The sequence below is a fragment of the Pseudooceanicola antarcticus genome (assembly GCF_900215355.1).
Taxonomy (GTDB): Bacteria; Pseudomonadota; Alphaproteobacteria; order Rhodobacterales; family Rhodobacteraceae; genus Pseudooceanicola; species Pseudooceanicola antarcticus.
Window position 1 is genome coordinate 337,222 of sequence record NZ_OBEA01000002.1, and the last position, 13,284, is coordinate 350,505.

At 66.5% G+C, this 13,284-nt stretch carries 12 protein-coding genes; 2 read left to right on the forward strand and 10 right to left on the reverse strand.

What is annotated here, in order from left to right; all coding sequences use genetic code 11:
• Window positions 1-109 precede the first annotated feature (109 nt).
• The 7 genes from CRO50_RS06260 to CRO50_RS06290 form a co-directional block, all read right to left on the reverse strand.
• On the reverse strand, window positions 110-1,255 hold the full coding sequence (locus tag CRO50_RS06260; RefSeq protein ID WP_097145026.1) for an iron-containing alcohol dehydrogenase: 1,146 nt from the start codon (window positions 1,253-1,255) through the stop codon (window positions 110-112).
• 10 nt (window positions 1,256-1,265) lie between these two features.
• Entirely contained in the window at window positions 1,266-2,639 is a 1,374-nt protein-coding gene (locus CRO50_RS06265; protein ID WP_097145027.1) for an aldehyde dehydrogenase family protein, read from the reverse strand.
• Window positions 2,640-2,641: 2 nt separating this feature from the next.
• Window positions 2,642-4,003 carry a glutamine synthetase family protein gene (locus CRO50_RS06270; protein WP_097145028.1) on the reverse strand — a complete coding sequence of 454 codons (1,362 nt, stop codon included), beginning with the start codon at window positions 4,001-4,003 and terminating at the stop codon, window positions 2,642-2,644.
• 72 nt (window positions 4,004-4,075) lie between these two features.
• Window positions 4,076-5,113 (reverse strand): TRAP transporter substrate-binding protein, encoded by a 1,038-nt coding sequence (locus CRO50_RS06275; RefSeq protein WP_097145029.1) that lies wholly within the window; start codon window positions 5,111-5,113, stop codon window positions 4,076-4,078.
• A gap of 61 nt (window positions 5,114-5,174) precedes the next feature.
• A complete protein-coding gene (locus CRO50_RS06280; protein WP_097145030.1) occupies window positions 5,175-6,500 on the reverse strand; it encodes a TRAP transporter large permease in 1,326 nt (441 codons plus the stop codon).
• Complete coding sequence (locus CRO50_RS06285; RefSeq protein WP_097145031.1) at window positions 6,500-7,093, reverse strand: TRAP transporter small permease subunit; 594 nt, start codon at window positions 7,091-7,093, stop codon at window positions 6,500-6,502. Before CRO50_RS06285 ends, CRO50_RS06280 begins: the two co-directional genes overlap by 1 nt.
• Window positions 7,090-7,896: an N-formylglutamate amidohydrolase gene (locus tag CRO50_RS06290; RefSeq protein ID WP_097145032.1), complete on the reverse strand. Its 807-nt coding sequence runs from the start codon at window positions 7,894-7,896 to the stop codon at window positions 7,090-7,092. Before CRO50_RS06290 ends, CRO50_RS06285 begins: the two co-directional genes overlap by 4 nt.
• A 106-nt stretch (window positions 7,897-8,002) precedes the next feature.
• Here CRO50_RS06290 and CRO50_RS06295 point away from each other — a divergent pair, with 106 nt between their 5' ends.
• Window positions 8,003-8,893, forward strand: coding sequence for a MurR/RpiR family transcriptional regulator (locus tag CRO50_RS06295; RefSeq protein WP_198431788.1), 891 nt, complete (start codon window positions 8,003-8,005; stop codon window positions 8,891-8,893).
• 1 nt (window position 8,894) lies between these two features.
• On the opposite strand, the gene aroQ is transcribed toward CRO50_RS06295, so the two are convergent.
• Window positions 8,895-9,332: a type II 3-dehydroquinate dehydratase gene (gene aroQ / locus CRO50_RS06300; RefSeq protein ID WP_097145033.1), complete on the reverse strand. Its 438-nt coding sequence runs from the start codon at window positions 9,330-9,332 to the stop codon at window positions 8,895-8,897.
• Window positions 9,333-9,706: 374 nt separating this feature from the next.
• On the opposite strand from aroQ, the gene CRO50_RS06305 reads away from it, so the two are divergent.
• Complete coding sequence (locus CRO50_RS06305; protein WP_157791732.1) at window positions 9,707-10,525, forward strand: Hint domain-containing protein; 819 nt, start codon at window positions 9,707-9,709, stop codon at window positions 10,523-10,525.
• A 12-nt stretch (window positions 10,526-10,537) separates the two neighbouring features.
• Here CRO50_RS06305 and CRO50_RS06310 read toward each other — a convergent pair whose 3' ends face one another.
• Window positions 10,538-12,502 carry a sulfotransferase gene (locus CRO50_RS06310; protein WP_097145035.1) on the reverse strand — a complete coding sequence of 655 codons (1,965 nt, stop codon included), beginning with the start codon at window positions 12,500-12,502 and terminating at the stop codon, window positions 10,538-10,540.
• The gene (locus CRO50_RS06315) at window positions 12,499-13,269 is read right to left on the reverse strand and encodes a hypothetical protein (protein ID WP_097145036.1); all 771 of its coding nucleotides are present in this window, start codon (window positions 13,267-13,269) and stop codon (window positions 12,499-12,501) included. The genes CRO50_RS06310 and CRO50_RS06315 overlap by 4 nt, the downstream gene beginning before the upstream one ends.
• Window positions 13,270-13,284 lie beyond the last annotated feature (15 nt).

The following is a 13,284-nucleotide window of genomic DNA, read 5'->3' on the forward strand; positions in this document are numbered from 1 at the left end:
AACCGGCCCAGCCTAGCGCGGAGCGGCAGACATGAAAACGCCCGCCGGTTGGGGCGGGCGTTCTCGGCGGATCATGTCCGGGTCTGGCAGGACCCTCGGCCAGGCGCCGTCAGAGGCAGGCCTTGACCACGGGGGTCAGGTTCTCGGTGGTCAGCGCCACCGGGTTGCCGCCGCAGGAGGGGTCCTGCAGGGCCATGGCGACGATATCGTCGACGCGGTTCTCGGTGACCCCGAGGTCCGACAGCTTGCGCGGGATGCCCAGGCGGTCGTTCAGCTTCTGCACGTAGTCGCAGAAGCCGTCGAAGCCGCCCTCGACACCGAGGTAGGGGGTGGCCTCGTCGAAGCGGGTGCGGATCTTGTCGGCGTTCAGCTGCAGCACAGCGGGCATGCAGACGGCGTTGGTGGTGCCGTGGTGGGTGTTGAAGATTGCCCCCACGGGGTGGCTGATCGCATGGATCGCGCCCAGGCCTTTCTGGAAGGCGGTGGCACCCATCATCGCGGCCGACATCATCTGCGCGCGCGCCTCGATATCGGTGCCGTCCTCGAAGGCGCGGGGCAGGTAGTCGACCACCAGCCGCATGCCCTCCAGCGCGATGCCCTGGGACATCGGGTGGTAGTGGGGCGAGGAGAAGGCCTCGACGCAATGCGCGAAGGCATCAAGCCCGGTGCCGGCGGTGATGAAGCCCGGCATGCCGACGGTCAGCTCGGGGTCGCAGATGACGACCGAGGGCAGGACCTTCGGGTGGAAGATGATCTTCTTCACGTGGGTTTCGGAATTGGTGATGACGCTGGCACGCCCCACCTCCGAGCCGGTGCCGGCGGTGGTCGGCACGGCCACGATGGGCGCGATGCCCGCCGGGTCGGCGCGGGTCCACCAGTCGCCGATGTCCTCGAAGTCCCAGACCGGGCGGGTCTGGCCGGCCATGAAGGCCACCATCTTGCCCAGGTCGAGGCCCGAGCCGCCGCCGAAGGCGATCACGCCGTCATGGCCGCCCTCGCGGTAGACCTTCAGGCCTTCTTCCAGGTTCTTCTCGGTGGGGTTCGCATCCACGCCCGAGAACATGGCGCGGCCCAGGCCACCCGCGACCATCAGGTCGAGGGTCTTCTGGGTGATTTCCATCTCGGCCAGGCCACGGTCGGTGACCAGCAGCGGCTTGCGGATGCCGGCGGCCGCGCAGGCCTCGGCGATCTCTGCGATGCGACCGGCGCCGAAGCGGATCGCGGTGGGGTAGGACCAGTTTCCGGTGAGGCTCATCTGGGGTTCCTCAGGCTTTGCGATAGTGGTGCGATTTGGGACGGGTCAGGGCCATGTAGCCCAGCTCCGACAGGCCCTGGCCGTGGCCGGTCTGCTTGCAGCCGGTCCAGCACAGCGCCGGGTCGAGGTAGTCGCAGCGGTTCATGAAGACGGTGCCCGTCTGCAGGCGCGGCGCGATAGCGTTCACCGCGTCGATATCCTTGGTGAAGATCGCCGCCGTCAGGCCGTACTGGCAATCGTTCATCAGGGCGATGGCTTCCTCGTCGTCCTTGACCGGCATGATGCCGACCACGGGGCCGAAGCTCTCCTCGCGCATGACTTCCATGTCGTGGGTGACATTGGTCAGGATCTGCGGCGTCAGGTAGGCGCCGCCGTCGTCGGCCTCCATCTTCTCGATATGGGCCTTGGCGCCCTCGGCCACGGCGTATTGGATCTGGGCGCGCACGGTGCCGGCGAAACGCACGTTGGCCATCGGGCCGATGGTGGTTTCCTGATCGAGCGGGTTGCCCAGCTTCTGCGCCTTCACCCAGGCCACGGCCTTCTCGACGAAGGCGTCAAAGAGGCTCTCGTGGACATAGATGCGCTCCATGCCGCAGCAGCACTGGCCAGCGTTGAACATGGCGCCATCCATCAGCCCGTCGACGGCCGCATCCAGGTCGGCATCGGCGCGCACGTAGCCCGGATCCTTGCCGCCCAGCTCGGTGGCCACCGGTGTGAAGGTGCCCGCTGCATCGCGTTCGACCTGCTGGCCGCCGCGGACCGAGCCGGTGAAGTTGATGAAGTCGAACAGGTTGTCCGCGATCAACGCCGAGCTCACGTCATGGCTCAGCACCATGTTCTGGAACACCGCCTCGGGCACGCCGGCGGCGTGGAAGGCCTCGGCCAGGTGCTCGCCGACCTTCAGGGTCTGGGTCGCATGCTTCAGCACCACCGCGTTGCCCGCGATCAGCGCGGGGGCGATGGTGTTGATGGCGGTCATGTAGGGGTAGTTCCACGGCGCGATCACGTAGACCAGGCCCTGGGGCTCGCGGGTCAGCTTGCGGGTGAAGCTGTCGCTGTCCTCGATGACCTTGGGCGCCAGCGCCTCTTCGGCGATCGAGGCCATGTAGAGCGCGCGCTCTTCAAAGCCGCCGAATTCGCCGCCGTAGCGTACCGGGCGGCCCATCTGGTGGGCCAGCTCTTCGGTCATCCGGTCCTGCTGGGTGCCGATGATCGCGATGGCCTTCTTCACCAACTCGATCCGCTCGGCCAGGGGGCGGGCAGCCCATTCGGGCTGCGCCGCACGGGCGGCCTCGATGGCCGCGCGGGCGGCCGCCTCGGAAACACACTCCCGCGACAGGTAGACGGACCCGTCGACAGGAGAAATCAGATCCACTTTGCTCATCGTTACGCTCGCTCAAATCCGCGTTGAATTTCCCAGTCGGTGACCACCGCGTCGAAGGCTTCCTGTTCCCAGTCGGCCGCGCGGGTGTAGTGGTCGATGACTGCATCGCCGAAGGCCTCCCGGAGGAAGGCCGAGTTGGTCAGGGTCTCGCGCGCGGCGCGCAGGGTCGAGGGGATCTCGACCACGGAGCCCTGTTCGTAGACATCGCCATCGGCGGGCGGTGCCAGTTCGAGACCCTCTTCGATTCCCTTGATCCCGGCGGCCAGTTGAACGGCCATGGCCAGGTAGGGGTTCACGTCAGAGCCGGGGATACGGCATTCCATGCGCACGGCCTTGCTGCCCGCGCCGCAGAGGCGGAAGCCCGCGGTGCGGTTGTCCACCGACCAGACGGCCTTGGTGGGGGCGAAGCTTCCGGCCTGGAAGCGCTTGTAGCTGTTGACGTTCTGGGCAAGGAAGAAGGTGTATTCGGGGGCGTACTTGATCAGGCCCGCGCAGTAGCTCTTCATCAGCGCCGACATGCCGAGGCTGTCCTCGGGGTCGTAGAAGGCGCTGTCGCTGCCCTGCCAGAGGGACTGGTGCACATGCGCCGAGCTGCCCACCTTGTCGCGGTGCCACTTGGGGATGAAGCTGGCCGCATGGCCCTTCATCAGCGCCACGTCCTTCACCACGTGCTTGCCGATCACGTGGTAGTCGGCGGCCAGCATGGCCTCATCATACTTGATGTTCAGCTCTTCCTGGCCGGTCTCGGCCTCGCCCTTGGTGCATTCCACCGGAATGCCCATGGCATAGAGCGCGTTGCGCACCGGGCGCAGGACCACCTCGTCACGCAGCGAAAGCTGCAGCGAGTAGTCCTCGTTGTAGGGGGTCAGCGTGTCGAGGGCGGTGTAGCCCGACTTGCGGATCTCGTCGAAGCTCTTCTCGAAGAGGAAGAACTCCAGCTCGGTCGCCATCTTGGCAGAAAAGCCCATGGCCTCAAGCCGCTTGACCTGGGCCTGCAGCATGGCGCGGGGGGAATGGGGCACCGGCTGGTGCGTGTGGTGGTCCAGGATGTCGCAAAGCACGATGGCCGTGGCCTCGAGCCAGGGCGCGGGGCGCAGCGTGGCGAGGTCGGGCTTCATCACGTAGTCGCCGTAGCCACCCGCCCAGGAGGTCGCGGCATAGCCCTCGACCGTGTACATCTCGAGGTCGGTGGCCAGCAGGTAGTTGCAGCAGTGGCTCTCTTCCCAGGCGCTGCTCACGAAATGCGCCGCGTGGAAGCGTTTGCCCATCAGGCGACCCTGCATGTCGATGACACAGGCCAGGACCGTGTCGATCTCACCTGCTTCCACCTGCTCTTTCAACTTGTCCAACGTCAGCGCTGCCATGTCTCAATCCTCCTGACCAGAGAGAGGCGGCCCGACGGGGCCGCCTCGTCTTTTGCGTTTTCGAACCGGCGATCAGCCGAAGGTGTAGGGCGGGCCCGCTTTCGAGGTCACGTCCTTGTAGTCGCGGAAGATCTGCACCAGCTTGGCGGCCACTTCGCCCTGCTCGGCCATCTCGTCCCAGAAGGTGACGGCGGCGTCTTCGACGACCTTCCACTCTTCCTGCGGGATCGAGCGCAGCTGCAGCTTGTCGCCCTGGGCGCGCAGACGCGCTTCGCCGCCCCAGTACCACTGGTTGCGGTAGGTGTGGCTGGCTTCGATCGCGCTGGAGACGATGGTCTTCAGGTGATCGGGCAGGTCGGCCCAGCGTTGCTGGTTGACGAAGAACGACCCGATCCAGGCGCCCGAGATGTTGTTGGTCAGGAAGTAGTCGGTCACGTCGGCCCAGCCCACGGTGTAGTCTTCCGTGATGCCCGACCAGGCCATGCCGTCAAGCTCGCCGGTCTGCACGGCGACCTGCGCATCCTCGTAGGGGATGTTCATCGGCACGACGCCGAACTGCGACAGGAACTCGCCCGCGGTCGGGAAGGTGTAGAGGCGCAGGCCCTCGAGGTCGGCCAGCGAGGTGACCTCTTTCTTGGTGTTGAAGTTACACGGGTCCTGGCCAGCGGCGGAGAGCCACTTGACGCCGACCTTGGCGTATTCCTCTTCCCAGATCTCGGCCAGGCCGTACTGCTTGAAGAGCACGGGCACGTCCAGCGCGTGCTTGGTGGCCAGCGGGAAGTAACCGCCGAACTGGCGCAGCGGGGTCGGCGAGGCCATCGAGTCATCGTCCGAGTGGACGCCGTCGATGGTGCCGCGCTGCAGGGCCTGGAACAGCTCGCCGGTGGGGACGATCTGGTCAGCGTAGTAGAGCTCGATCTCGAGCTCGCCCTGGGCCGCCGCGTTGATCGCGTCGATGGCGGGCTTGGTCACTTCCTGACCCAGGGCCGAACCGGCATAGGTCTGGAAACGCCACTTGATGGCTTCCTGGGCCTTGAGGACGGCCGGGGCCGCCAGAGCTGCGGGGGCGGCCATTGCGGCGCCGCGCAGGAAAGAACGTCTGTTGGTCATCTCGGGAACTCCCTTGGTTTTTGGTGTTGAGCCCCGCTTCGCCGCGGGATCTGGTTGGTTATCACTGGTAGACGTAATTCGGCAGCCATGTGGCGATCTGCGGGAAGACCATGGTCAGGGTCAGCGCGAGGATCATCACCGCCACGAAGGGCGCGATGGAGCCGTAGATATCTTTCAGGCTGATCTCGGGCGGGGCCATGGCCCGCATCAGGAACAGGTTGTAGCCGAAGGGCGGCGTCATGTAGGCGATCTGGCAGGTGATCGTGTAGAGCACACCATACCACACCAGGTCGAAGCCGAGCGCCCCCACGAGCGGCACGTAGAGCGGTGCCACGATGACCAGCATGGCCGTGTCATCGAGGAAGCTGCCCATCACCAGGAAGCTCAGCTGCATCAGGATCAGGATGACCCAGGGCGACAGGCCAAGCTGCTCGGTGAAGAGGAAGCTGATCGCCTTCACCGCGCCCAGGCCGTCGAAGACCGCCCCGAAGGCCAGCGCGGCCAGGATGATCCACATGAACATGCAGGAGATGCCCAGGGTGTTGCGGGTGGCGGTGAGGAAGACGGTCTTCGTCATCCGTCCCTTCAGCACCGCGGCGATGAAGGCGGCGATGGCGCCGATGGCCGAGGCCTCGACCAGCGAGGTCCAGCCCTTGACGAAGGGCACCATCATAACCGCGAAGATGCCAAGCGGCAGCAGGCCGGCGCGCAGCAGGCGCATTTTCTCGGCGCGGGTGACCTGGGCGCGCTCGGCCTCCGGCAGGGCAGGGCCAAGGGCGGGGTTCAGCGCGCAGCGGATGACGATATAGGCGATGAAGAGCGCGGCCATCATCAGGCCCGGCCCGACACCGGCCAGCCAGAGGTGGCCCACGGGCTGCCGCGCGATCATCGCGTAGAGCACCAGCACCACCGAGGGCGGCACGAGGATGCCCAGCGAAGAGCCCGCCTGGATCACGCCGGTGACCATCTTCTTGTCGTAGCCGCGTTTCAACAGTTCGGGCAGCGCGATGGTCGAGCCGATGGCCATGCCGGCCACGGAAAGCCCGTTCATGGCAGAGACCAGCACCATCAGCCCGATGGTGCCGATGGCCAGGCCGCCCTTCACGCCGCCCATCCAGACGTGGAACATCTTGTAGAGATCGTCGGCGATCTTCGACTCGGACAGGACGTAGCCCATGAAGACGAACATCGGCAGCGTCAGCATCGGATACCAGTTCATCAGCTTGATGAGTGCGCTGTAACCGATGTCGTAGCCGCCCCGGTCCCCCCAGAGCAGCAGCGCCGCGACGACGGCGACAAAGCCGATGGCTCCGAAGACCCGCTGGCCGGTCAGCAGCATCAGCATCATCGTGCTGAACATCAGCAGGGCGATCAGTTCATAGGACATCAGATCTCTTCCCCGCGCAGACGCAGCAGGTCCTTGAAGAATTCGGAAAGCACCTGCAGCAGCATCATGAAGAGCCCGATGCAGGTGATCAGCTTGATCGGCCACATGACGGGCCCCCAGGACGAGCGGGAGGTCTCGATATAGCCCATCACGTCGGCCGCCGCAGCCGGGCCTCCGGTCACGAAGGCGGCGATCAGCTTGCCGAAGAAGGACAGCGGAGAGCCCATGAAGTTGCCCAGCGAATAGGCCAGCGAGGCCAGGCCGCCGTAGATCATCACGCCGAGGTAGAAGATCAGGAAGAAGACCGTGAAGGCATCCATCCAGGCCTTACGGCGGTCGGTCAGCTCGGAATAGATCAGGTCCATGCGGACGTTCGAGCCCAGCTGGATCGAGTAGGGTCCGCCGAGGATGTAATAGGCCACCATGACGAACTGGGCCATCTCGAGGGTCCAGAGCGAGGGCAGGAAGAAGACCTTCGACATCGAGGACCACAGCAGGATGCCCATCAGGACGAAGAGGAAGAACATCGTGATCCGCCCGATCAGGCGGTTCATGCCGTCGATCCACGAGATGTAGCCGCGCATGAAGCTCATGCCGAAGCCCCCCGCTTGGGATCGGCGGCGGATTCGAGGCTGCCGCAGGTTGCCAGCCGGGCCAGCGAACGACTGAGCGAGGCGCAGAGCATTTCGGCCACCCGCGACACCCCGGCCTCGTCGGCCAGCAGGTCGTTGCGCACCTCGATCATCACGTTGAGCCTTCCGCGCGGCAGGGCCTGCTCGCGCAGGGTATGGGTCACCCCGTCGGAGGCGGCATAGGGGGCGTTGAGCTCGGCCTGGATCGAGCCGTGCCAGCTGTCCATCATCGCCAGGGCGAGGCGGTCGTCGCTGTCATGCAGCAGCCCGATCTCGGTCGAGCGCGGCTGGCCATGCCAGAGCGGAGTGAAGGAATGCACCGTCACCAGGGCGCCGCCGTGCCGGTCCAGCACGTTCGACAGGGCCGTGGTGAAGGGCCGGTAGACCTCGCGCACACGGGCGGCGCGGTCGTCTTCGGTGAGGTCACGGTTGCCCGGCACCTCGACCACCTCGGACTTCCGCGGCATGGCGCTGTCCGAGCTGGGCGGGCGGTTGCAGTCGTAGACCAGCCGCGAGACCCGGCTGGCAACCAGCGGGGCGCCCATGCGCTCCGACATGGCCAGCGACAGCGCCAGCGCGCCGGGGTCCCAGGCGGCATGGCTCAGGCGATCTTCCTCGGCCAATCCCAGCCCGTCGAGCGAGGCGGGAATCGTCGGGCTGGCATGTTCGCAGCACAGCACGATCGGGCCCGTACCACCCGGATGAATGACCTCGGCGGCGGGGCGCTCGGCCTCGGTCAGGAGATGTGACTCGTTTCCCATCATGGGCGCAGGGAAACCGTCTGGGCGCCGGGGTGTCAATTCATTTCTGTAGACATGACTACAGAGCGTATCTAGTTTGTAACTATTGCTACAAGCGGAGGCGTGAGGCGTGACAGGTGGCAGCTCAGAGGGCAAACCCGACGGGGCCGAGACATCGGTCCGGGCGCGGATACTGTCCCAGGAACAACGCCTGACCGCCTCCGAGAAACGGGTCTGCGAGGTGCTGCTCTCGGATTACCCGATGGCTGGAATGCAGAGCATTACAAAGCTCGCAGAGCTCTCCTGCGTCTCTTCGCCCACCGTCATCCGCATGGCCCGCAAGCTGGGCTACGAGGGCTTCCCCGAGTTGCAGAACGCGCTGCGCGACGAGGTCGCGGATCGCATAAAGGCCCCCGCCCTGAAGCGTGATGCGCGTGGCGGAGACGGCCATGTCCTGCACCGTTTCGCCGATGCGCTGATCGGAAACCTGACCCGCTCGCTCGAGCGTATGGACACGGCTATGTTCGACGAGGTGGCCGAGCTCCTGGCCGATACCTCCCGACATGCCTACTTTTTGGGCGGACGGATCACCGGAGCCAATGCCGCCTATTTCCACAATCACATGCAGATCATCCGCACCGGGGTGACGCTTCTCGACCAGGGGCCCTCGGTCTGGCCGCATTACCTGCTGGACATGGGCGAGCGCTCGGTGCTGGTCCTGTTCGATATCCGGCGCTACGAGAAGGACCTGCTGCGGCTGGCGGAGCTGGCCCAGGGGCGGGGGGCGACCATCGTGCTCTTTACCGACCAATGGGGCTCTCCCATTGCGCAGGTGGCGCGGCATGTCTTCCATTTGCAGGTCGAGGCACCGTCGAACTGGGACAGCACCACGGCGATCCTTGCGGTCGTCGAAGCGCTGATCGCAGAGGTCCAGGCAAAACGCTGGGACGAGAGCCAGGAACGCCTGGAAGAGCTGGAGGCGATGTTCTCCAGCACGCGGGTCTTCCGCTCGGGCGGCTAGCTCAGGCGGTCAGCACGGCCATGCGGCGCAGGGCCAGCTGGTAGCCCTGGGTGCCGAAGCCCGCGATCACCCCATCCGCGCGCAGCGAGACATAGGAATGGTGCCGGAAGCTTTCGCGCTTGTGGACATTGGAGATATGGCACTCGATCACCTTGCCGTCGAAGGCATTGAGCGCATCGAGAATGGCGACCGAGGTATGGGTATAGGCACCGGGGTTGATCACGATGCCGGCGCAGGTCTCGCGCGCCGCATGGATGCAGTCGATGATCCCGCCCTCGTGGTTGGACTGGTAGAAGGACAGCTCAAGCCCCAGCTCGGCGGCCAGCGCCTCGCAGTCGCGGGCCACGTCATCCAGAGTCTCGGCGCCGTAGATCTCGGGCTGGCGCTTGCCGAGAAGGTTCAGGTTCGGGCCGTTGATGATCTGGATTCTGGGTGCCATTGGGATCTCCTTGCCTTGCGCGTGCCGGACGCGTTGCTGCTCTTCCCTAAGCCGGGGCGGCGCAGGGGGCAAGCGGCTGCGTGCCAGCGGCGCGGGATTCGACCGCTTCCGGGATTTGACTGATTGCTCAAATATCTGCGGCATGTTTGCGGCAGGGGCCGCCTTTTTCTTGCCGCATTTGGGCCGCGTCTTGGCCCGCTATCGTTCCAATTTTGGCCATCCATGCGTGCTGAGCTTACCCTAACGGAACGCAACAAGACGATCCGCTGACAAGGCGTAATGCCGAAAGGGTAGAGATGACCTGCAACGGGGTGACGAAAGCCAGCAGAGAGCTTGCGCGCGAATTATGCGCGCGGGGCCATGTCGGTCTGAGAATGATGCCAGAGCGATGGTCCGACATCTCGGAGGCCCTGCGCTGGCAGGTGTCCGGCGGTGACAGCGGAGGTCTGGACGCGCGGCTGAAGGCCGGCAGCCGAGGCCCGCTGGAAGCCGACAACCAGCCCTTCATCGGGCGACGCGTCGGCACCTACCGGACCAGGGGCCAGCTGCGGATGATCTCGACCGATCACGTCACGCCCTTTCCCGCCGGTCTGACGATCTGCACCCCCACGGGCCGCCGCGCGGTCGAGGACCTGCGCCCCGGCGACATGGTCTCGACCCTCGACAACGGCCCGCAACGCATCCTCTGGACCGGGCGCCGCCGGGTCGCCGGAGACGGGCGCCTCGCTCCGATCGAGCTTCGGCCCGGCCTGCTGGGCAACCGCGCTCCGGTCGCTGTGGCCGCGGCCCAGCACCTTGTGCTGAAGGACCCCAGCATTGCCATGCTCTTTGGCGGCGACGAGGCGGTGGTGGCCGCAAGATACCTGCTGGATGGCCATTTCGTCACCCGCCTGCCACGCCGTCATGCCGATTACGTGCTGCTGGTGACCGAGGGCTATCAGGTGCTGGACCAGGGCGATTTCGGCCTGGAGTGCGCCGAGCCGCTGGTGATCTGCGATGTCGATCCGGCGACGCTGCAGAAGGTGGGCGACATGGCCCGCCCCGAGCTTCTGCAAAGCCGCCTGCGCCACGCCCGTGGCCACCGCCCCGGCCTCACCGGCTACGAGAGCCGCCTTCTGGGTGCGATGATCGCCGCCAAGGAGACCGCCGCCACCGCACTCAGCCGCCAGCCGGAACCGATGGGCTCACGCTAGGGCCAACCCTCGTCAGCCGCGCTTCAGCGCTTGCCGGGCAATCTCGGGATCGTAGCCGAGGCCGAGCGCCTTGCAGACGGGCTCCAAAGGGCTCGGGTCCCCGGCCATCAGGGTTTCTGCCCGGATCTCGAACAGGGTCACGCCGCTCTGGCGCAGGGCGTCAAGCCGCGTGTCGTAGCAGGCGCAGAAGGGCTTCCAGAACTCGGGCGAGGTCGAGTGCCTGCGCATGAAGCTTGCCTTGGCGATGGACGAAAGCACCCTGTCGCGTTCACGGGTGACCACCACCCAGGTGGCCTGGGGGAAAGCGCGGGCGAAGAGTGGCCAGAGCAGGCTCAACTTCGGGTCCTTGTAGCCCCAGGGCTGCCGCCCGTCGTAGCCCTCTTCGCGGATCGTCTTCAGCAGCCGGCGCGCCAGCGCCGGGCAGGGCGGCAGGGCCTCGGTCCGGGGCAGCGGCGCGATGCCGCGCGGATCGGCCCCCAGAAGGGACAGCAGCGGCTTCAACTGGGTTTCGCGCAGGGCGCGGTTCTCGGCGTAGCCCTCGGGGTTGTCGGGATTGCCGGGGATGGTGTCGCCCAGCCACAGACCCTGGCCGGCCAGCGCCCGCATCACCATCGAGGTGCCCGAGCGCGGCAGGCCGGTCAGGAAGAGCGGCCGGGCCTCGGGCGGAAGCTCGGGCGGGGTCACGTGGCGCAGGGGCATCGGCGCCACCGGGCGGGCCTGCCACTGGCTGCGCGCCTCGGCGATCCAGTCGCTGATGGCGGGGGCGCAGAGATCCTCCTTGCGCAGGGTGGTGGCCGAGGGGAACACGCTGGCCGCATCGGCATCGGGGCCCCAGAACCAATGCGCGGTCTGGTTCATCACGGCCAGCAGCGGCACGCCCGAGAAACCGGCCATGTGCCAGTTGGCACTGTCGACCGAGATCACCCCCGCCAGCGGGCGGATCATGTCGATGGTCTGGGCCGGGTCCTGGGTGATATCGGCCAGCGGCACCTCGCAGCGCGGATCGGCCTGCAGGATCTTGCGCTCGGCCTCGGTCAGGTCGAATTGCAGCGCCAGGAAGCGGGCGTCCATGGGCAGCATGTCCAGCAGGAAGCGCAGCGGGATATGCCGCTCCTCGCGCCGGTTCTGGCCCGAGCCGCCGCGCCAGCAGATACCGAAGACCGGCTGGTCGAAGGCATGACGGGTGGGGCTGTCGAGAAGGATGCCCGGCGAGATCGTGCCGCGCCGCGCATAGCCGCGCCCGGTGAAATCGGCCGCCAGGTGGGCGCGCGGCTTGCCAAGCGCATCCGAGAGCTTGCCCGCCGGGGTGAACGTGGCCTTGGGAAAGTAGCGCCGCACCAGGGAGCCATATTTCGCCAGCCCGGTGAAGGCAGAACGCTCATGGGCACCCTCGGCCTTGATATGGGCCAGGTGGAACAGCACGTCCCCCAGCCCCTGTTCCAGCACGATCAGGCCCGCGTCCTGGGCCGGGTCGGCGGTGAGCGGGGCGTGGGTCACGCGTTCGGGCAGCACCTTGGGAAAGTTGATCGCCTGCCAGCGCGCGGCATAAAGCGGAAAGCCGATGCGGTAGCGATGTGCCCAGATCTCGTGCAGCCCGGCAGAGGTGCGGAAATCGGCCAGCTCGCGGGCGCCGTTGGACGGGTCGCTGCGCAGGCGCCGGGCCTGGAGCGGATCGCGTAGCCGCAGCGAAAGGCGGTAGCGCAGCGGGGTGAACTGATCGGTGGGCAGGTCGCGGTTGAGCTCGCGCGCCGCATCCATGTCGCCCACCTGGTAAAGCGCGCATCCCAGTTGCAGGTAGTGCAGCGCCTGCCGGTGTGCTTCGGGCAGCTGGTCGCCGATACCTGCGGCAACCATGGGCTCCAGCACCTGCCAGGCACGAGAGATATTGCCGTTGCGAAAGGCGGTCTGGGCCTCTTTCAGCAGGCTGGCCGTATTGACCCGCCGGGCCCCTCGGGCCTCGGCCACGGGCTTGCTCATCTGTCGCGCACCTTCAGCAGCTTGGCGGGCCGCACCCGCTCTGCCGCCTCGAAGAGAGAGAAGGTCTGGTTCACGTAGTTCACCGCGCCGCCGATGTGATCCATGTAGGTCTTCAGCTCGTCCGTCATCTCGGCCTCGACCATCTGCACCGCGCGGTCCGGGCCGTCGGCCTCGAAGAGACAGTAGAACAGCGGCTCGCCGCGCCGGATCAGGATGGGCTTTTCGATGTCATGCCACTCGAAGGCCCACATCAGCGGGCGCGGCCAGAGGTTGATTGGGAAACGTCCGCCGAAGATCGTGCCGGGCAGCGGCGTCTTGCGGTAGTACATGTAGGCTTCGAGCTGGGTCAGGTAGACCGGCTCGTCGGTGATGAAGTAATAGGGCAACTTGAGCTGCAGCATGGGCCGGTCGGCAAAGCGCCATTCGCCCTCGGGGACCAGCGACAGCCGCTTGCCCAGGGTCGAGCCGCGCACGGCGGATTTCTCGCCCGAGAGGTTGCGGAGCTGGGCCTTGCCGTCCTTGTCACGGGTGAAGCCGATGTGCAGGTCGAAGGGGCAGGGCACTTCGAAGTAGCGGCTTTCAAGACCCACCACGGCGGGGCAGCGCGAGGCCGACTTGGCGTGCTCGCGCCGGGCGTCGCGGGAATGGACGCGGCGCGGCGGCTCGTAGATCACCGGCGCGTCGACGGGGCCAAGCAGCCATCCCACCCGCACCGGGCCTGCGCCGGGATCGGTGGGGCCACGCTGATAGGTCACGTTGATGTCCATGGGATCTCCTGCAGG